17 protein-coding genes are annotated in these 19,107 nt (G+C 66.7%); 4 read left to right on the top strand and 13 right to left on the bottom strand.

Going from position 1 to position 19,107, the window contains the following annotated elements; translation table 11 throughout:
• Positions 1–13 precede the first annotated feature (13 nt).
• Positions 14–1,891 (top strand): Na+/H+ antiporter, encoded by a 1,878-nt coding sequence (locus RM50_RS13195; protein ID WP_043453376.1) that lies wholly within the window; start codon positions 14–16, stop codon positions 1,889–1,891.
• A gap of 33 nt (positions 1,892–1,924) precedes the next feature.
• Here RM50_RS13195 and RM50_RS13200 read toward each other — a convergent pair whose 3' ends face one another.
• From RM50_RS13200 to RM50_RS13215, 4 genes are read right to left on the bottom strand one after another with little or no spacing between them, the layout of a single operon-like run.
• Positions 1,925–2,203, bottom strand: a complete 279-nt coding sequence (locus tag RM50_RS13200; protein ID WP_043453379.1) for a DUF3253 domain-containing protein — start codon at positions 2,201–2,203, stop codon at positions 1,925–1,927.
• A gap of 14 nt (positions 2,204–2,217) precedes the next feature.
• A complete protein-coding gene (locus RM50_RS13205) occupies positions 2,218–3,315 on the bottom strand; it encodes an NADH:flavin oxidoreductase/NADH oxidase (RefSeq protein ID WP_043453381.1) in 1,098 nt (365 codons plus the stop codon).
• On the bottom strand, positions 3,315–4,313 hold the full coding sequence (locus RM50_RS13210; protein ID WP_043453573.1) for a tetratricopeptide repeat protein: 999 nt from the start codon (positions 4,311–4,313) through the stop codon (positions 3,315–3,317). Before RM50_RS13210 ends, RM50_RS13205 begins: the two co-directional genes overlap by 1 nt.
• Before the next feature lie 51 nt (positions 4,314–4,364).
• Positions 4,365–6,059, bottom strand: coding sequence for a hypothetical protein (locus RM50_RS13215; protein ID WP_052260219.1), 1,695 nt, complete (start codon positions 6,057–6,059; stop codon positions 4,365–4,367).
• Between the two features lie 234 nt (positions 6,060–6,293).
• Here RM50_RS13215 and RM50_RS13220 point away from each other — a divergent pair, with 234 nt between their 5' ends.
• Complete coding sequence (locus RM50_RS13220) at positions 6,294–7,607, top strand: AI-2E family transporter (protein WP_043453383.1); 1,314 nt, start codon at positions 6,294–6,296, stop codon at positions 7,605–7,607.
• A 48-nt stretch (positions 7,608–7,655) separates the two neighbouring features.
• Here RM50_RS13220 and RM50_RS13225 read toward each other — a convergent pair whose 3' ends face one another.
• Both RM50_RS13225 and RM50_RS13230 read right to left on the bottom strand, forming a co-directional pair.
• The gene (locus tag RM50_RS13225; RefSeq protein WP_043453385.1) at positions 7,656–8,447 is read right to left on the bottom strand and encodes an alpha/beta hydrolase; all 792 of its coding nucleotides are present in this window, start codon (positions 8,445–8,447) and stop codon (positions 7,656–7,658) included.
• 75 nt (positions 8,448–8,522) lie between these two features.
• Complete coding sequence (locus RM50_RS13230) at positions 8,523–8,876, bottom strand: hypothetical protein (protein ID WP_043453387.1); 354 nt, start codon at positions 8,874–8,876, stop codon at positions 8,523–8,525.
• 110 nt (positions 8,877–8,986) lie between these two features.
• Here RM50_RS13230 and nucS point away from each other — a divergent pair, with 110 nt between their 5' ends.
• Together nucS and RM50_RS13240 are read left to right on the top strand one after the other, a co-directional pair.
• Positions 8,987–9,682: an endonuclease NucS gene (gene nucS / locus RM50_RS13235; protein ID WP_043453389.1), complete on the top strand. Its 696-nt coding sequence runs from the start codon at positions 8,987–8,989 to the stop codon at positions 9,680–9,682.
• A 304-nt stretch (positions 9,683–9,986) separates the two neighbouring features.
• Complete coding sequence (locus RM50_RS13240; RefSeq protein ID WP_003804766.1) at positions 9,987–10,190, top strand: cold-shock protein; 204 nt, start codon at positions 9,987–9,989, stop codon at positions 10,188–10,190.
• 131 nt (positions 10,191–10,321) lie between these two features.
• Here RM50_RS13240 and RM50_RS13245 read toward each other — a convergent pair whose 3' ends face one another.
• The 7 genes from RM50_RS13245 to atpA all read right to left on the bottom strand — a co-directional run bounded on the left by RM50_RS13245 (position 10,322) and on the right by atpA (position 19,093).
• The gene (locus RM50_RS13245; RefSeq protein WP_082007080.1) at positions 10,322–12,901 is read right to left on the bottom strand and encodes a phosphatidylglycerol lysyltransferase domain-containing protein; all 2,580 of its coding nucleotides are present in this window, start codon (positions 12,899–12,901) and stop codon (positions 10,322–10,324) included.
• Positions 12,895–14,223 (bottom strand): alpha/beta hydrolase, encoded by a 1,329-nt coding sequence (locus tag RM50_RS13250; RefSeq protein WP_043453390.1) that lies wholly within the window; start codon positions 14,221–14,223, stop codon positions 12,895–12,897. Before RM50_RS13250 ends, RM50_RS13245 begins: the two co-directional genes overlap by 7 nt.
• A 5-nt stretch (positions 14,224–14,228) precedes the next feature.
• Positions 14,229–14,660: a DUF2550 domain-containing protein gene (locus RM50_RS13255; RefSeq protein ID WP_043453392.1), complete on the bottom strand. Its 432-nt coding sequence runs from the start codon at positions 14,658–14,660 to the stop codon at positions 14,229–14,231.
• A 10-nt stretch (positions 14,661–14,670) separates the two neighbouring features.
• Complete coding sequence (locus RM50_RS13260; RefSeq protein WP_018760117.1) at positions 14,671–14,955, bottom strand: F0F1 ATP synthase subunit epsilon; 285 nt, start codon at positions 14,953–14,955, stop codon at positions 14,671–14,673.
• Position 14,956: 1 nt separating this feature from the next.
• Entirely contained in the window at positions 14,957–16,411 is a 1,455-nt protein-coding gene (atpD, locus tag RM50_RS13265) for a F0F1 ATP synthase subunit beta (protein ID WP_043453394.1), read from the bottom strand.
• A gap of 81 nt (positions 16,412–16,492) precedes the next feature.
• Positions 16,493–17,383 carry a F0F1 ATP synthase subunit gamma gene (locus RM50_RS13270; RefSeq protein WP_043453396.1) on the bottom strand — a complete coding sequence of 297 codons (891 nt, stop codon included), beginning with the start codon at positions 17,381–17,383 and terminating at the stop codon, positions 16,493–16,495.
• A 72-nt stretch (positions 17,384–17,455) separates the two neighbouring features.
• Positions 17,456–19,093, bottom strand: a complete 1,638-nt coding sequence (atpA, locus tag RM50_RS13275) for a F0F1 ATP synthase subunit alpha (RefSeq protein ID WP_043453397.1) — start codon at positions 19,091–19,093, stop codon at positions 17,456–17,458.
• Positions 19,094–19,107 lie beyond the last annotated feature (14 nt).

The raw sequence follows: 19,107 nt of genomic DNA on the forward strand, positions 1-19,107 counted from the left end.
CGAGACTAACCTCATGGACATCGCGTTGGGCCTGCTGGTGATCGTTGCTGTGGTGTGCGCCGGCAGCGCCGCGGGGCGCAAACTGAATATCCCGGTCCCACTGCTCCTGGTCCTGGCCGGGGTGGCCGGTTCCTTCCTGCCGTTTATTCCGCAGGTGGAGCTGAACCCGGAACTGGTGCTCGTGGGCCTGCTGCCGCCGCTGCTGTACGCGGCGGCTTTCCGCACTTCGCTGTTCGACTTCAAGACCAACCGCCGCTCCATAGCGTTGCTGTCCGTGGGCTACGTCATTTTCGGCACGCTGGCAGTGGGGCTGGTGGTGTGGTGGCTGTTCCCGGAAATCCCGCTGGCCGCCGCCTTCGCCCTGGGCGCGGTGGTGGCACCCCCGGATGCGGTGGCGGCCACGGCCATCGCACGGAAGGTGGGCATGCCGCGGCGGATCGTGAACATCCTGGAAGGCGAGTCGCTGGTCAATGACGCCACCGCGCTGGTGTGCCTTCGGGCCGCCGTGGCGGCCATCGCCGGTTCGGTGTCAGCGCTGGATGTGGCGGGCGGCTTCGTCGTGGCAGCGGGCGGCGGCCTGGCGGTGGGCCTCGCCGTGGCGTACGTCCTGACCGAAATCAGGAAACGGATCAGCAACGTCGCCATCAACACCTCAACGTCGCTGATGGCGCCTTTCGTCGCGTTCCTCCCCGCCGAGGCCATCCACGCGTCCGGTGTGCTCGCCGTCGTCGTGACCGGCCTGGTGATGGGCACCAAGGCGCCGTCGATGCCCAACGGCGCCGCCCGGCAAAGCGCCCGGAGCAACTGGGACACCGTGCAGTTCCTGCTGGAGAACGCGGTGTTCCTCCTCATTGGCCTGCAGGTTCGGACCATCATCGACAGCGTCCAGGACGATTCGCTGGGTGCGGGCCGGGTATGGCTCGGCTGCGCCGTTATCCTGCTGGCGGTGCTGCTGCTGCGCCCCGTGTGGGTCTTTCCGGCGACGTACCTGCCCCGCCTGATTCCTTCCGTTCAGCGGGCGGACCCGGCACCGCCCTGGCAGTTCCCCGCCATCGTGTCCTGGGCAGGCATGCGCGGGGTGGTCACCCTGGCCGCGGTCCTGACCTTGCCCGGCGACCTGGAGCACCGTGACGTACTGGTCCTGGCCGCCATGGTGGTGGTGGCCGGAACACTGGTGCTGCAGGGCTTCACGCTGCCCGCGCTGGTCCGGGCGCTGGGTCTCCCCGGACCGGACAGGCGGGAGGATGCCCTGAACCAGGCCTCGCTGATGCAGCTGGCCACCGCGGCCGGGATGGAGCGGCTGGAGCAATTGCGGCGCGAAAGCGACCCGCCCGAGGTCATGGACATGCTCCGGCGGCGGACCCAGGAGCGGGGGCTGGCGGCATGGGAGCGCCTGGGCAGGTCCTCCGCCGAAGCGGCCACCCCCAGCCAGCGCTACGCCCAGCTGCGGATGGCGATGCTGGAGGCTGAACGGGACAAGGTCCTGGAGCTCAGGCGCGGCGGTGACTTCGCCCATGAAGTGCTCAGCGAGGTCCTGGAGCGGCTGGATGTCGAGGAGTCCATGCTCGATGCATCGCTCCACGAACTCGAGTCTGCGGAGGAGGGCGGCGGGGGTGAGGGGTTGTCCCAGCCGGGCGGCGTCTGTGACCACCTGACGGCCGCCATGCCGTCGCCCGTCCCGGATGGTCCGTCCTGCGACGGCTGCGAGCGGGAGGGAACAACCCCTGTCCACCTGCGCATGTGCCTCGCGTGCGGAAACGTTGGCTGCTGCGATTCCTCGGCCGGCAGGCACGCCAGCCGGCACTTCAAGGAGACGGGCCACCCGGTGATGCGGAGCATCGAACCGGGCGAGGAATGGCGCTGGTGCTACGTGGACGACCTGCTGGGCTGAACAACGCCCGAACCCCCGGCGCCCGCGCCGGTGCTAGCGGGCCCTGCGGATCCGGATCGGGCCCTTTGCGGTGGCGGGATCCACCACGGAGCCGCCCTGGGTAACCTGGACCTGCCCCTCGGCGACCAGCCGCCGGGCGGCTTCGCGCGCCGGCTCCATGAGGTCGCGCCAGGTGTCTCCGCCCACAGCCCTGGCGGCATCCGAGGGGCAGATGGTGGACGTCGGTGCCCGCGAGGCCAGGAGCTCCAGGATCTTCGCTTCCAGCTGCCGGCCAAGCCCGCCCTGCTGCCCGCTGCCGGATGGGGGTGCCATGCCGCGCTCCCCGGTCAGAAGGTCCGGCGCGGGATGGCCCGCTCGTACTGGGGCGGCCAGGGCAGGTCATAGCCCAGTTCGAACGCGGCGCGCAGCCACCAGTGCGGATCCCGCAGGGCAGCCCGGGCAATGAAGACACCGTCGGCCTGGCCGGTGGCAACCGCATGCTCCGCCTGCCCGGGCGTGGTCACCAGGCCCACCGTCCCGGTCGCCACTCCCGCCTCCTCGCGGATGGCGGCCGAAAAGCCGGTCTGGTAGCCCAGGCCCGGCTTGATCTGCTGGTGGGCCACCGCCCCGCCGCTGGAAACATCCACCAGGTCCACACCGCGGGCAGCGGCCTCGCGGGCAAGGCGCACCGAGGCTGCCTGGTCCACGCCGCCCGGTGCCCAGTCGGTGGCCGAGATCCGCAGCAGCAGTGGCATGGAATCCGGAATTGCGGCCCGGACCGCATCCACCACGGCCAGCATCAGCCGGTTCCGGCCGGATTCGTCCCCGCCCCACTCGTCGTCGCGCTGGTTGATCAGCGGACTTTGGAACTGGTGCAGGAGGTAACCGTGCGCCCCGTGGATCTCCACGGTGTCAAAGCCGGCCTCCACGGCACGCCCGGCGGCAGCGGCGAAATCGGAAATGACACCTTCGATCTGCCCGGCCGTCATCGCTGCCGGTGCCGCATATCCTTCGAAGGCCGTGGTGGACGGACCCACGGTGTCCCAGCCGCCGTCGGACGCGGGAACGCTGCCGTGCTGGCCGGAAAACGGCCAGTAAGTGGAGGCCTTCCGGCCAGCATGGGCCAGCTGCACGCCGATCTTGGCGCCCGCGGCCGCATTCCGGTGCACAAAGGAGATGATCCGCTGCCACGCCGCCGCCTGCTCGTCGTTGTACAGTCCCGCGTCGCGGGGACTGATCCGGCCCTGGGCATTCACTGCCGCAGCCTCCGTGAGGATCATCGCGGCACCGCCGACGGCAAAACCGCCCAGATGCACCAGGTGCCAGTCGTTGGGGACTCCGGGGGCTTCGTCAGGATCGCAGCTGTACTGGCACATGGGTGAGACCCAGCCACGGTGCTGCAGTTCCATGGACCGCAGCGTCAGGGGCTGGAACAGGGCCGGCACTAGAAGAGCACCCGCGCGAGGGCCTGGCGTGCCTTGGCCACGCGCTCGTCGCCGGTACCCACAACATCGAACAGCTCCAGCAGCCGGACCCGTGCGGTCTCACGGTCCGGACCGAAATTCCTGCCAATGAAGGCGACCAGCCGGTTCAGCGCGTCCTCCACGTGGCCGCCGGCTACGTCCAGGTCAGCAACCCCGAGCTGCGCGTCCAGGTTGTCCGGCTCGTTGGCTGCCTGCGCCCGCAGCGCTTCGCTGTCCTGGGCGGAGACCGCCTGCAGCCGGCCCATCAGCTCCACCTGCGCCAGCCCGGCCTTCGCCTCGTGGTCAGAGGGCATTTCCTTCAGGGCCTGGCGGTAGGCGTCGGCGGCGGCGGCATAGTCGCCGGCCTCGATGGCCTCGAATGCGGCCTGGTGCAGCGGCGGCAGCGGTGCGGGCTCCGGTTCGCCGTCCGCACCGGCGTCCAGGCTGCCGGTCACGCCATTGGCTGCGGCCACCTTCAGGAGTTCATCGAAGAGGCTGCGCACCTGCTGTTCGTCCGCCGCGCCCTGGAAGAGCGGGATGGGCTGGCCTTTGAGGACAGCGACGGCGGTGGGCACCGCCTGCACCTGGAAGGCCTGGGCAAGCTGCGGGAAGGCGTCGATATCGGCTGCGCCGAGGACCAGCCGGCCGCCGTAGCTTGCCACCACGCGGTCCAGGGTCTCCACCATTTTCGTGGACTCCGGTGAATAGGGGGCCCAGAGAGCAAACACCACCGGCACCTGCACGGAGAGTTCCACCAACTGCTGGAAGTTGGCCTCAGTGACATCGACCTTGAGCTCGGGGGTGCCGGAAGGCGTGTCCGGCTGCTGCCCCTGGGAGGCCGCGGCGGGGGCGGCAGGACCGGTGGCAGCCGGCCCGGACGGAGTGGCGGGGCGCTTCAGCGAGGAAAGGTCGACGGCGCCGCGCAGGTTAAGCAGGCTGGCAGCGGCAGGAGGGACTGGGCGGGAAGCTGGCGAACTCATGTTTCCCACTCTAACCACTCCGGCCGCTGCCGGGGGTAATGCCGTCAGGCCCTACTTGAAGCTTGCGCCGACCAGCCCGCGGGTGGCGGCGACCAGCTTCATGGGGTCCGTGGATCCTGCCGGCGGGACGTACACCGCCATGGATTCGGCGAAGCTCAGCACCATTCCCGTGGTGGTTTCCTTGCCGCCGGCCAGGGCCGCGGCGTCGTCGCCAATGCTGAGCTTGTCACCGGCGGCCTTGGGCGTGCCCTCGAAGCCGAAGTTGATCCGGCCCAGGACCAGGGCGCCGCCGTCCGAAGTCCGGAAGACTACGGTGCTTTCGGGAACCACCTTGTGGGTGAAGGAGAAGTTGCCGTTCTCGCCGGCCTTGACCACCTCGGCCTGGTAGGAGAGGGTGTCGGCAATGTAGGGGGAGGACTCGCCCTCGACGAGCTTGTCCTTGAAAGGCGAATCCGCGGACGTGAGCCTGTCGGCCAGTCCGGACATCGCCTCTTCACCGCTGTACAGGAGCCCGGTCTTGTCCGCGGGAGCGAGGGTTTCGGTGCCGCCCCGGCTGATGTTCGGGAACGTGGTGCCGGGCTGGAGGGGCGTGGTCTCCATCAGCTTGTAGTTCTCGCGCGGAGACTGCTGGACAAGCGTCAGGATCTGCGGAACCACATTGCCCTCACCCTGGGTGACTGCCAGCACGGAGCGGGGCCAGTCCCGGCCGCTGGTCACCACGGTGGTCAGCAGCTTGGTGGAACGGACCGGCATGCGCGGCTCGTAGGAGCCCACCTGGGAACGGATCTTGTAGTTCTGGGTGCGGATTTCCAGTTCGGGTCCCGCCACGCGGTCGGACAGCTTTGCGGCGTCCTTGGCGGCATCCGCGGCGTCGGTGGCGCTGGAGACCTGCTCCAGGATGCGGCGGAACTGGGCGTCGAGCAGGACGGGTGCGGCCGCTGAGTCCCTGGCCGGCTGGGAGGAGGCGGTGCCGGAGGGAGACGGGCTGGGGGTGGCCGCCTGGGCCGCGGTACCGGTACCGGCCAGGACAACAGCAGCAACACCCGCTGCGACCATGGTGGCCTTGGACGAGGACGAGGACGAGGACGAGGACGACGACGGCGCCTGGCTTTGGGCGCCCGCGTTCCGGGCCCGGGCGCGGCGGGCGTAGCTGCTGCCGCCATCGCCCTCGCCGTCCTTCCTGCGGGCTGAGAGCAGTGCCAGGACGATGCCGCCGACGATCAGCAGGCCGCCGAGGACCATCAGCGGTACGGCCCACGGTGTGGAGGTGTCATTAGGGAACGTCATGGACACCGAGGCAGGCGCCGGCTTGGTGCCGTCGGAGGCGAGCAGGAGGCTCCAGTCGCCGTCGGCAGGCGGGGTCCAGGTGTATTCCAGTTCGCCGCTGGCATTCTCGTTGGACACCCAAAGATCGGACCCGGCCGGGTTGGGCGCGGTGCCCTCACCGTCGGTGTGCTCAACGGTAAGGGACTTTTCGTCCGCGGAGACGCCGGTGATGGTGTTGTGGGCTGTCTGGCCCACCCATGCGCTGACATCGTCCGGACGGCCGGTCGCCAGCATGAAGTTTCCGTCACCCTGGATGTCGATCTTGACCGTGCCGCCGTGCAGGGTGCGCAGCTTCTGGTCAATGACGGTCAACGGGGCGGCGGCGGCATCGGCCGGCACGGACGCGGTGAACGTCTCGGAGGGAGCCCAGATGGTTCTCTGGCCGATACCGGCCAAAAGTGTCAGGAGGCCGAGCAGCACAAGTGCGGCTGCAGTCTTTAAACGCAAGGGAAACACCTATCATCAGCGGGGGTTTGCCTCCAATAGTAACCTTTTTGTTACCACAGGGCCCTTTGGGGCTGCCGCCGACCCGGGTGCGCGCAGCCCTGACGGGCGCCTTCGGCGTCTGCTGACAAGCCTGCTGATAGTGTTTGCGATGATCATCACACCGGCCCGCGCAAGCGGCGCCACGCACGGAACAGGCCGCAAAAACACGTGACAGACAAGACGGACCCGTCCTCGGCCCACGCCGGAAATTCCCGGGATCCCAAGGGCCCTGTTCCCGCTCCCGCGCCGCCGCTGGGAATGGCGGCCCGGCGCAGGGGCACAGCCGCTGCGGCCCTCGCCGAGGTGGTCCGCCGGCTGCGCCAGCCCCTGCCCGGTGCGCAGCCCAGGCTGCGGTTCGAAATGCCTCCGGAGTACACCGGACAGGCCTCCGGTTCCGACCTCGCCGGCGACGAGGAGCCGCAGTTCGGCCACCCAGGGCCGCGCATGTCCCCGCAGCATCCGCTCTACATGGGGTTCATGGGGACCGTGGGTGTCGGGCTGGCCCTGCTGGTCTATTGGATCGGCTCGCACACCACGCAGCTGCTGTTGTGGATCGTTGCCGCGCTGTTCATCGCCCTGGGCCTCGAGCCGGTGGTGGGCTGGCTGGAGAACCGGAAGATTCCCCGGCCCGCCGGCATCCTTGTGTCGGTGGCTGTCCTGATGGGCGCCGTCGTCGGCTTCTTTGCCACCCTCATCCCCACGATCGTCGAACAGGTCTCGGAGATCGTGCGGCAGGCCCCGGACTGGGTGCGCAACTTCATGGCCTCGGACTTCTTCCGCAGCCTTGATGACCAGTTCGGCATCCGCGACCGCATCACCGAGGAACTCGACAAGTTCGTCAATGACCCTGCGGCCATGGGCGGCATTTTCGGCGGCGTGGTGGGCTTCGGATCCACAGTGGCGAACGGACTCTTCGGCACACTGATCGTGCTGGTGCTGAGCCTGTACTTCCTCGCCGCGCTGCCAGCCATGAAGAAGTGGGGCTACCGGCTTGCTCCGCGCTCCCGGCGAAAGCGGGTGGCCGCCCTTTCGGAGGAAATTACCCGATCCGTGGGCAACTACGTGATCGGCCAGGCCTGCGTGGCGCTGCTCAATGCCACCTTCGCGTTCGTCGTGATGTCCATCGTTGGCATCCCGTTCGCCCTGCTCCTGGCGTTCGTGGTGGTCCTGCTGGCGTTCATCCCGCTGGTGGGCGGCATGATCGCCGGCATCGTTGTCATCCTGGTGTCCCTCACCCAGGGCTGGCAGTCAGCCGCCGTCTACGCTGTCTGCTACTTCGCGTACCTGCAGTTCGAGGCGTACTTCATCTCGCCCCGCATCATGCAGAAGGCGGTTGCCGTGCCCGGCGCGGTAGCAGTGATCTCGGTTATTGCCGGCGGCAGCCTGCTGGGCGTGCTCGGTGCCCTGATCGCCATCCCCACCGCGGCGGCCGTCCTGCTGCTCGTCCGCGAAATCTACATCGTCCGCCAGGACCAGCACTAAGCACCTCCGGCCGCCCGTCCGGCGGCCGGTCCCGTTGGGCAGCCGGCCCTACGCGCCCGCCGTTGCTGCCGGTCCGTCCCATTCCTGCGGCAGCTCCGGCTGGCCGGGGCTGACCTGCGCCACGATGTCGTTGAGCACCCGCGCCGCGTACTTCTCCCCCACCCACAGGTGTTTCGCGCCGGCAACGCCCACCACGCGGGCCTGCGGGACCAGGCTGAAGCGTTCGGCTGCTTCGGCCGGCTGAAGGAAGTCATCGTGCTCGGGAACCAGGACGGTGAGGGGCTTGCCCGATTCCGCCCAGAGCTGCAGGTGCTTGTCCGTAGCGCGGTGCAGCGGGGGCGAGAGCAGAACCGCTCCCTCGATCTGCGAGGCCACCGGTTCAACGGCGCCGTACATCAGCGCCAGCTCGGTTCCAAAGGACCAGCCGACCAGCCAGCGGTTGGGAAGGCCGCGGTCGACGGCGAAGCGGACCGCCGCCTCCACGTCATACCGTTCGCCGACCCCTTCCTCGAAGGTTCCGCTGCTGGTGCCCCGCGGGGACGCCGTGCCGCGGGTGTTGAAGCGCAGCACCGCAACGCCCGCCAGCGCCGGCAGGCGGTAGGAGGCCTTGCGGTAGACATGCGAGTCCATGAAACCGCCGTGCGTGGGCAGCGGGTGGAGCGTGATCAGGGTGGCCCTGACCGGACCAGACTCAGGCAGCGCCAACTCCCCCACCAGCGTGTGGCCGTCCTCGGTTTGCAGCTCGATGTTCTCGCGCCGGGCAGGCAGCACCGTGGAAGCGCGGATGGGAGCGGGGCCCCGGGTTTGGCTGAAATCGTACGACGCCGGATCAAAAGTCATGCCTGCCAGCTTAGCGACAGCAGGAGGTTTCTTCCGCCGGCGAGGGTTTGCGGCTCCGTCCGGCGAAGCGGGGAGTCAGCGGTACCGGTAGCTGCGCGTCAGCCAGCAGTTGGTGTGCCAGTGGCGGCGTTCGGCAAGGCCTGCCGCTGCGCCAAAGAGGTGGTCGTCCTTCCAGACCACCAGGTGGGCAACCCCGGGGAGCACGGCCGTGGAGCACTCCGGGCAGATGTACGTCTTCTCCGCGTTCCTGGCCGTCATGGTGCGGACCATCCATTCGCCGTCGGGAGCGCTTTCCCGCCGGGCAATACCTGCCCGTGCGCGCTCCAGGTCCAGCTCCGGAACATCGCCGTTCCGCTTCCGCCCCGCACCCTTGCCGGAGACAGGACCCTTGCCTGACACGGGACGGCGGGGACGGTTGGAACGCGGCATGTATCCATTCTGCCCCAGCGGCGACGGGCACCCCGCCCGGCCCTGGGTCCCGGCCCTGCGTCCCGGCACCGGGGACGGCCGGCGCGGGCCCACGCGGTAGTCTGTACGGCGTGCGACTTGTCATAGCCCATTGCTCCGTTGATTACGTTGGCCGGCTCAAAGCCCATCTGCCCCTCGCCAAGCGGCTCCTGCTGGTCAAGGCGGACGGCTCCGTGCTGGTGCATTCCGATGGCGGTTCCTACAAGCCGCTGAACTGGATGAGCCCGCCGGCCACACTCCGGGTTTCGTCCCCCGACGACGTGGACCTCGAACTTGGTGTCGTGGAGCAGTGGACCGTGCAGTCAGCCAAGACCGACGACCGGCTCATCATCAACATCCACGAAAAAATCAGTGATTCCTCCCACGAGCTTGGCGTGGATCCGGGACTGATCAAGGACGGCGTGGAAGCGGACCTGCAGCGGCTGCTGGCCGAACAGATCGAAACGCTGGGCCAGGGGTACTCCCTGATCCGGCGCGAATACTTCACCGCGATCGGGCCTGTGGACATCCTGGCCCGGGACGCGGACGGCGCCACGGTGGCCATCGAACTCAAGCGCCGCGGAGACATCGACGGCGTGGAACAGCTGACCCGCTACCTGGAACTTCTTAACCGCGACCCCCTTCTGGCCCCGGTCCGGGGAATCTTCGCGGCACAGCAGATCAAGCCGCAGGCAAAGGTGCTGGCCAACGACCGGGGCATTGACTGCGTGACCCTGGACTACGACGCCATGCGCGGAGTCGACGACAGCGAATCCAGGCTCTTCTAATTTCACTGCCGTTGCTTAAGGCACCTAATTGATGCCCGGCCGCGAAGGGTTATCCGTCACGCGGTTTTAACCCAATTTTTATCCTTTTTCCAGCGCAAGCCGTTGACCTGCGGGAACGGGCATGAAATTCTTATCTCAGTCTTTGTGTAGGTGTTTTTCATGCTCGCAAGACATGTTGCGAGCGCGAAGCTCCTGCAGCGCCGGCCCCTCACGGGGCACGGCAATCCAGGATTCTTCTCGCGGAGTGACCAAGGTCGGCACGAGGTGTGCCGGTCTTAAAAAGTTCCATAATGAGGAGAAATAAATGGCACAGGGAACCGTCAAGTGGTTCAACGCTGAAAAGGGCTTCGGCTTCATCACCCCGGACGACTCCGATGGCGATGTCTTCGTTCACTACTCCGAGATCCAGACCGGCGGCTTCAAGACACTCGACGAGAACCAGCGCGTTCAGTTCGAAATCGGCCAGGGCGCCAAGGGCCCCCAGGCCACCGGCGTAACCGTCGTCTAGTTTCCGGCCCGGCCGCTGAATGCGGCTGCAGGCAAAACAATGGCCCCCGGCAATTGCCGGGGGCCAATGTTTTACCCTAATTATTGCCGCCGAAATACCAGTTTCAACGCATGGCATTTTCCGCTGTTTATTCAGCTGACCAGCTTGCGGACCAGCCGGGCGCCCTGTGCCAGCGAGAGGCCGGGGAGGTACGCCCGGGTCAGGGCCCTGCCGATTGCCGGGAGGTGCAGGGGGTCCTGGTAGTACAGGTACAGCGCACGGTATTCGGGCTTGAACCGGGACTTGAAGGCTGCCAGGGAGCGGAAGCCGTAGACGGGCTCCAGTGCATGGCCCACCAGGTCAAGGATCCGCACGAGGTTCTGCGCACCATCGTCAGCGGCCTCCGCGTTGTCCCCGCCTTCGCGTTCGGTGCCGTCGCCGGCGGCCTGCTCCGGGCGGGTGGCCAGCGGCGAACCGGAAAGGGAGATCACGTCGACGGAGCCACGCAACTCCAGGACAGCTGACGCAATCAGGAACTCCATGACCCCCGGGAACCCCTCACTGCCCCGGCGCATGACGTCCAGCGTCCGGCTGACCAGCCGCCCGCCGTCGTACACCGGAAGCCAGCTGGTCACGCCATGCACGGTGCCGTGGCCGTCCACGGCAAGGCAGCACAGGACTTCCTCGTCGTCGAGCTCGTCCACTCCCCCAAGCGTGAAACCCATTTCCGGAACGGACTTGCCGGCCGCCCACTCCTCAGACACCTCGTTCAGCCGTGACCGCAGGGCCGCCGGCAGAGAGTGGTAGGAGCCCCAGACGGCGTGCACCCCCAGTTTGGCCGCCCGGTTCAGGGCGGTCCTGACGTTCTGCCACTCCTTGCCCTTGAACTCAAGTTCGTTCAGGGCCAGCCGCGTCTCCTGGGCAACGGCGACCCGGGAAAAGCCCCGGTCCTTCAGCATGGGCCAGATGGCGTCGTCACAGGAATACAGCGCGGGGATCAAGGCCTGGCTGCGGCAGTAATCGAGGAACCCCTCGGTGACCCGCTGCTCTGCCCCGCGGTCACCGAAAGCGCCGCCAAGGGTCAGCGCCACCGTCCCGTGCTGCTGGAAGGCCATGCCCCCTGCCCCGTCCGGGCTGAACCAGTACGAGTTGGGCTCCCACAACGCCATCCAGGACAGCGGGCCGCCGCCCTGGTGCAGCAGCTCCCGGGCGCGGTCGCGGTCCTGCCTGCCGAAGTGGAGTCCGTGGCGGCGGCCCAACAGTACCCAGAGGACCGCGCCGAGGGCGACAAGCCAGAACACCGGGCCCGAATAGGCAAAGAGCAGTGCCTCGGCACTGTCGGACTCCGGGAAGACCCGGCGGAGATGCTGCGGAATGGGAACTGGAACGTACTGCCGGGCAAGCTCGGCGAACAGGCCCAGCAGGCCGCCGTCGCGGGACAACCCGCCGGACCAGAACCAGGCCACGGTGTAGGAACTGGCCAGGACAAGCCACGTGCCGCATACCACCGTGGCGAGCGTCCGGCGGGCGCCGGGGCGGGTCTGCACGCGGAACTGGCGTCGGTTCAGCCAGAGGACCACCGCCAGCAGCAGGGGAACGATCACGAGCGGCAGCACATGCGCGAAGGCGGACGACATCGGTGAGGCGTGGGTGCCCTGCAGCCGTGAAGGAACCAGAGCGAACAGGGTCAGGTAGACCGCCGCAAGGGCCGTCACGGCCAGCTGGATGGCGAGGGCGATGTTCAGGGCCAGCCGACGGCCGCGGCGCATGCCGTCGGCACAGATCAGCAGCAGAATGACAGGCACCACTGCCAGGGCCAGGCCAAAGGGTCCGGCGAAACCCGCGCGTCCCGTTTCCAGGCAGGACGCATCCACGGTGGCTCCGCAGTTGAACACCAGCTGGTTCAGGGTGGGCATGGGACTGAGCACCACGTCGCGCAGCAGTGCCAGCGGGCCGGTCGGCGCCCGGGTGATCCCGGTCAGGATGGGTCCTACCGCAAAGACCGCAACGGTGAGCGCCAGCAGGTTCCTGGTCTCGCGGCCCGTGGACCTGTGCCGGTGGAGGCGTCCCTGGTCTCCCTGGATCCACCATCCTGCCAGGAGGCCAAGCAGCGCCCCGATGAGGCCAATGACCGTTTCCGCGTGGCCGACGTACAGCACCAGGAGGATCGAGACTGACAGCACGGTGGTACGGAGCCGCCGCTGCCACAGCAGTGGAATGCGGGCACTGGCGGCAAGGCCTGCGGTCAGCACCGGGGCATAGGGGCCAATGAGGCTGTCGTCGGCCATGGTGTCCAGCCAGCCATCGCCAACGTAGCCGGCCAACTGGGTTACGAGCAGGAACACGGTAACGGCGGCGAACTGGCCGCCAAAGAAAAGCCCGACGGCGGCGCGGCGTCCCAGCCTGCGCTCCGCCAGACCGAGCAGCAGGACGATCATCAGCGACGCGGCGAGGTACGCGAGCGGGTTGGTGGCGAAGAAGAGGCTGGTGAAAAGTGACCACCACCGGCCGCCGCGCAGGCCGGGACCGCTGACCGAGGCGGTGTCCAGGAGCTGCTCCGGTGGACCGTCAAGGAAGCTCCCGGTCAGGGCCGCGGCCACGAGGAAGACGGCGAGGACACTGAGGGTAAAGGGCATGGCTTTGAGGGTCTGCAGTGCCTGCTGCACCGCCGGACGTCCGACGGCGGCCCACATCATGGCCCCGGTGCGCTCGGGGTTCCTGGTGCTCACCATTGGAGGCCCCATTGCGAACCAAGGAACTGCAGGGCATCCGCGAAACGCTTGGAGGAGGTATCCCACGAGTGCCCCGTGTGCTCCACCTCGTGCGCCTGCACCGTGAAACCTGCCTTCTGCGCCGCAGCCGCCAGGGTGTGGAGGTTGGCTACGAACTCCGGATCGCTTTGGCCGGCAGTCAGGTACATGCCGCTGGACTCGAACCGTTGGTGTTTCATGATCTCCAGTGGAGTCTGCTGGGTGAATTCTTCGGGGTGCCCGGGAAAAGCTGCGTCAATGGTCTTCTGCCGTTCCTTCGCAATGGCCGGTTCGGCTTCGCTGGAGAACGCCAGAACATCAGCGTAGACCTCCGGGTGCCGGGTTCCCATCTGCACGGCGCAGGTTCCACCGAAGGAGAAGCCGCCCACCGCCCAGTGGCTGTGATTGGTGTCCACGGCCAGTGCGGAGCCGATCCATTGCGGAACGTCCTGGGAAAGGTAGGTGTCCGCATTGGCGATCCTGCTGTCCATGCACATGGTGTTGGCCGACTGGGAACCGTTCGGATCCGGGATGACCACCACGGGGGAAACTCCCCCGTGCGCAGCCGCAAAGGAATCCATGTGGCCGCGGATCGCGCCGCCGGTGAGCCAGTCTGCAGGTCCACCCGGCTGGCCGGCCACCAGGACCAGGACCGGAAGCGCCGGCCGGTTGGCCGCAAAGTAGGCCGGCGGCAGGTAGATGTAGGCGTCCCGGACGTTCATCCCGGACTTTGTCCCGGGAATGGCTGCCTTGCGCAGGGCGCCGCCGGCCGGCAGTTCGCCCGCAGGCTTCCAGCCCTGGAGTGCCAGGCCGTCGCCCTCGCCGGGATGCCGCATCAGCTCCTGCTCGAGCACCGGGATCCGGGCCAGGGCAGTGCCCATCAGATCGCTGATGGATCGGTTGAGGCCGAAGTACGCGTTGATCTGGAGTGCCGAAACCAGCACCACCAACAAAGCTGCCAGGATGCCGCTTCCGCGTCCGCCCCACCTGGCGGCGGGAAGCCGGAAAATGGCAAGGAGGACGGCGGTGACACCCGGCAGCAGCCACAGCAGCACGGGATTTGGCAGGTCCTCGGGGAACACGGTGAAGACGTTGATGAGCAGCCAGTGGATGGTTCCCACCAGCGCACACGCTGCCGCAGCGGCGATCAGGATGCGGACGGACCAGGCGCGGAGCCGGTAGGGCGGGACCGGCGAGCCACGCCAGGGCGGCACCAGGAGGTACGCTGCACCGGCCACTCCCAATACCAGGACGGTTCCGTACAGGGGCCCGTCCGTCAGCCGAATATCTGCAATCCAGTCCACGCTGGCTAGCGCCAGGTCCCTACGCCGATGACAGGACCTGCCTCGAGCCAGGACGAAAGACCCGTGTAGGCGTCGAATTTCATGGCGAGACGCAGATCCTGTCCTTCGTACCGGAGTTCGACGATGACGACGTCGGGCTGGACCTTCACTGCCTCCGCCTCGGTGGGTTTCCGGCGCCCCAGGAGCTCAAGCGAGCTGCGCTTGAAAGTGTACTTGGGCCGGACACTGAGCGAGATCAGCCGGAACCATTCAAGGTCGTTGTCCTGATAACGACAAACCCCCATCTGCCAGCTGTTTCCAGCAACGCAAATGGAGGCGTCCACCGTGCCGAGGGCACGCCGCAGGTTGAAGCGGCGCACCCCCGAAAGGCACAGTGCAAAAATCAGCAATCCGAAGGCGATTGCCAGTGCGATGAACGGAATACCCGGTGCGTCCATCAAGGTCGTGCTAGCGGATCCCAGCGGTAGCCGAGCCGCCCAGCTGGGCGTTGTCAGCAACGATCACCACGCGGTTGTTGTCGACGGAGAAGAACCCGCCGTCGACATCCACCGCAATACGGTCCCCGGACACCGGCTGGATGGCCAGCTCACCCTCGGCCAGGATCGCCAGCAGGGGCGAGTGGCCGGGCAGGATTCCGATTTCACCATCGCTGGTGCGGGCCTTGACCATCTTGGCCGCTCCGGACCACACGAAGTGGTCCGCTGCGACAATCTCAACCTCAAGCTCAGCCATATTACTTGGTCTGTTCCTGGATCTTGGCCCACTGGCGCTCAACGTCATCGAGGCCACCGACGTTGAAGAACGCCTGCTCCGCGATGTGGTCGAGCTCGCCGTCGCAGATGGCTGCGAAACCTTCAACGGTGTCCTTGATGGAAACCGTGGAGCCCTCGACGCCGGTGAACTGCTTTGCGGTGTAGGTGTTCTGCGAGAGGAACTGCTGGATGCGGCGTGCACGTGACACGACGATCTTGTCCTCTTCGGAGAGTTCATCGACACCGAGGATGGCGATGATGTCCTGGAGTTCCTTGTTCTTCTGCAGGATCTGCTTCACGCGCACTGCCGTGTTGTAGTGGTCCTTGCCGATGTACTGGGGGTCCAGGATGCGGGAGGTGGACGTCAGCGGGTCAACGGCCGGGTACAGACCACGGGAGGCGATTTCACGGGAAAGTTCCGTGGTCGCGTCGAGGTGTGCGAAGGTCGTGGCCGGAGCCGGGTCGGTGTAGTCATCTGCGGGAACGTAGATGGCCTGCATCGAGGTGATGGAGTGGCCCTTGGTGGAGGTGATGCGCTCCTGCAGGAGGCCCATCTCATCCGCCAGGTTCGGCTGGTAGCCCACTGCGGACGGCATGCGGCCCAGCAGCGTGGAAACCTCGGAACCGGCCTGCGTGAAGCGGAAGATGTTGTCGATGAAGAGCAGCACGTCCTGGTTCTGCACATCGCGGAAGTACTCCGCCATGGTCAGTGCGGACAGGGCCACGCGAAGACGCGTTCCCGGCGGCTCGTCCATCTGGCCGAACACAAGGGCGGTGTCCTTGAGGACGCCTGCCTCTTCCATTTCAACCCAGAGGTCGTTGCCTTCACGGGTACGCTCGCCCACACCGGCGAAGACGGAGGTACCACCGAAGTTGCGGGCAACACGGGTGATCATTTCCTGGATCAGAACGGTCTTGCCCACGCCGGCGCCGCCGAAGAGGCCGATCTTTCCACCCTTGATGTAGGGGGTGAGGAGGTCGATGACCTTGATGCCGGTTTCGAGCATCTCGGTGGAGCCTTCGAGCGAAGCGAAGCTCGGTGCCTTGCGGTGGATCGGCCAGCGTTCGCTGATGTCCAGCTCCGACTCGGCAACGTCCAGGGGCTGGCCCAGCACGTTGAAGATGTGGCCCTTGACGCCGTCACCAACGGGAACGGAGATCGGGGCGCCGGAGTCCACCACAGAGGTGCCGCGGACAAGGCCGTCGGTTGCCTGCAGGGAGATGGCGCGCACGAGGTTGTCGCCCAGGTGCTGGGAGGTCTCGAACGTAATGGTCTTGGTCTCACCGTTGAGTGTGATCTCGGTGGTGAGGGCGTTGTAGATCGACGGGATTGCGTCAGCCGGGAATTCGACATCGACAACCGGGCCGATTACGCGCGCAATACGGCCGGTTGCACCGGACGTTGCGGCTACGTGTTCGGTAGCAGTGGCAGTCATCTCTCTCACTTCATTCAGTAGATGGCGTGGGGTTAAGTTTAGCTTTGGTGATGCTCGTTACGCGGAACCGGGCTGTGGAGGCTAGGACGCAAGGGCGTCGGCGCCGGCCACAATCTCGGAAAGTTCCTGCGTGATCTCGGCCTGGCGGGCCGTGTTGCGCAGTCGCGTGTACTTCTTGATCAGGTCTGTCGCGTTGTCGCCTGCGGACTTCATCGCCCGCTGGCGGGCGGCGAGCTCGGAGGCTGCTGCCTGCAGCATGGCTGCGAAGATACGCGATTCGATGTAGCGCGGCAGCAGCGCGTCAAGGACACGCTCCGTTTCCGGTTCGAATTCGTACAGCGGCAGGAGATCCGACTCGGAGGCGGCCTGCTCTTCCACTACTTCGAGCGGGAGCAGGCGGATGACCGTCGGCTCCTGCGTGACCATGGACTTGAAGCGGGTGTAGACAACGTGGATTTCGTCCACGCCGCCCTCTTCGAAGTCGGTCGCAAATTCTGCCAGGAGCGCTTCGCCGATTTCCCGGGCGGTTGCGAACTCTGGTGCGTCGGTTCCTCCGGTCCAGACCCGCGCGTACTGCCGGTTCCGGAAGTCGAAGTAGGCCTGGGCCTTGCGGCCGACGAGGTAGGTCTTGACTTCCTTGCCTTCGGCGTGGAGCAGCTCGTTGAGACCTTCCGCCTGCTTGAGGACGCTGGCCGAGTAGGAACCTGCCAGGCCGCGGTCCGAGGTGATTACCAGGACGGCGGCACGGCGGATCTGCTCCGGCTCAGTGGTCAGCGGGTGGTCGATTTCGCTCTGGCTGGCGACAGCAGAAACGGCGCGCGTGATCGCGTTCGCGTAAGGCAGTGAAGCTGCTACGCGCGCACGGGCCTTCCCGATACGCGAGGTAGCGATCAGTTCCATCGCCTTGAAGATCTTGCGCATCGACGTGGTCGAGCTGATCTTCTGGCGGTAGACCCGGATCTGGGCTCCCATACTTATCCTTTCCTAACATTCCGTCGCCGGGTGTGCCGGACCATCCGGTCCGGCACACCCGGCAGGGCGGAACTAGCGCTTCTGCTTGACGATCTTTTCCTGGTCGACTTCGCCCTCGGAGATAGCGTCATGCTCCTCGTGGCCGGCGCCTACCAGGTGGTTGTCACCCTCGCCGAAGAAACCCTTTTTGAAGTCGACGATCGAAGACTTCAGGGCTGCAACGGTGTCATCGTCCAGCACGTTGGTCTGCGCCAGCGTGGTCAGGATCGAGGACTTGTGGCGCAGGTGCTCCAGGAACTCGGACTCGAAGCGGCTGATGTCCTCCACCGGAACGTCGTCCAGGTAGCCGTTGGTGCCGGCCCAGATGGAGACGACCTGGTCCTCGACCGGGAACGGCGAGTACTGGCCCTGCTTCAGCAGTTCCATCAGGCGGGCGCCGCGGGTCAGCTGCTGGCGGGATGCCGCATCCAGGTCGGATGCGAACATGGCGAATGCCTGCATGTCGCGGTACTGGGCAAGGTCCAGCTTCAACGTGCCGGAGACCTTCTTCATGGACTTCACCTGGGCGGCACCGCCAACGCGGGACACGGAAACACCCACGTCAACAGCGGGACGCTGGTTGGCGTTGAAGAGGTCCGACTGCAGGAAGATCTGGCCGTCGGTGATGGAGATGACGTTGGTCGGGATGTAGGCGGACACGTCGTTCGCCTTGGTCTCGATCAGCGGCAGGCCCGTCATGGAGCCGGCGCCGAGCTCGTCGGAGAGCTTGGCACAACGCTCCAGGAGCCGGGAGTGCAGGTAGAAAACGTCGCCCGGGTAGGCTTCGCGTCCCGGCGGGCGGCGCAGCAGCAGCGACACGGCGCGGTAGGCTTCGGCCTGCTTGGACAGGTCATCGAACACGATCAGGACGTGCTTGCCGCCGTACATCCAGTGCTGGCCGATGGCCGAACCGGCGTACGGTGCCAGGTACTTGAAGCCTGCGGGGTCGGAGGCCGGAGATGCCACGATGGTGGTGTACTCCAGCGCGCCGTTGTCCTCGAGGGTCTGGCGGATGGCGGCGATGGTGGACGCCTTCTGGCCGATGGCCACATAGATGCAGCGCACCTGCTTGGTCACATCGCCCGAAGCCCAGTTGGCCTTCTGGTTGATGATGGTGTCGATGGCGATGGCGGACTTGCCGGTCTGACGGTCGCCAATGATCAGCTGGCGCTGGCCGCGGCCGATCGGGATCATCGCGTCGATGGCCTTCAGGCCGGTCTGCATCGGCTCGTGGACCGACTTGCGCTGGGTCACGCCGGGAGCCTGGAGCTCCAGTGCGCGGGTGGTCTCGGCCTTGATCTCGCCGAGGTCGTCGATGGGCACGCCCAGCGGGTCGACAACGCGGCCAAGGAAGGCGTCGCCAACGGGAACGGACAGAACCTGTCCGGTCCGGTGGACTTCCTGGCCTTCTTCGATGCCGGTGAAGTCGCCGAGGACGATGACGCCGATTTCGCGGACGTCCAGGTTCTGGGCCAGGCCCAGGGTGCCGTCCTCGAAGCGCAGCAGCTCGTTCGCCATGACCGAGGGGAGGCCCTCAACACGGGCGATGCCGTCACTAGCGGTGGTTACGCGGCCGACCTCTACGCGCTCTGCGTTCCCGGGTTCGTAGGACGCCGCGAACTCGTTCAGCGCATTACGGACGTCGTCGGCGTTGATGGTCAATTCGGCCATCTGCAGTCCCTGCT

It is taken from the genome of Pseudarthrobacter phenanthrenivorans, from assembly GCF_000813845.1.
GTDB lineage: Bacteria > Actinomycetota > Actinomycetes > Actinomycetales > Micrococcaceae > Arthrobacter > Arthrobacter phenanthrenivorans_B.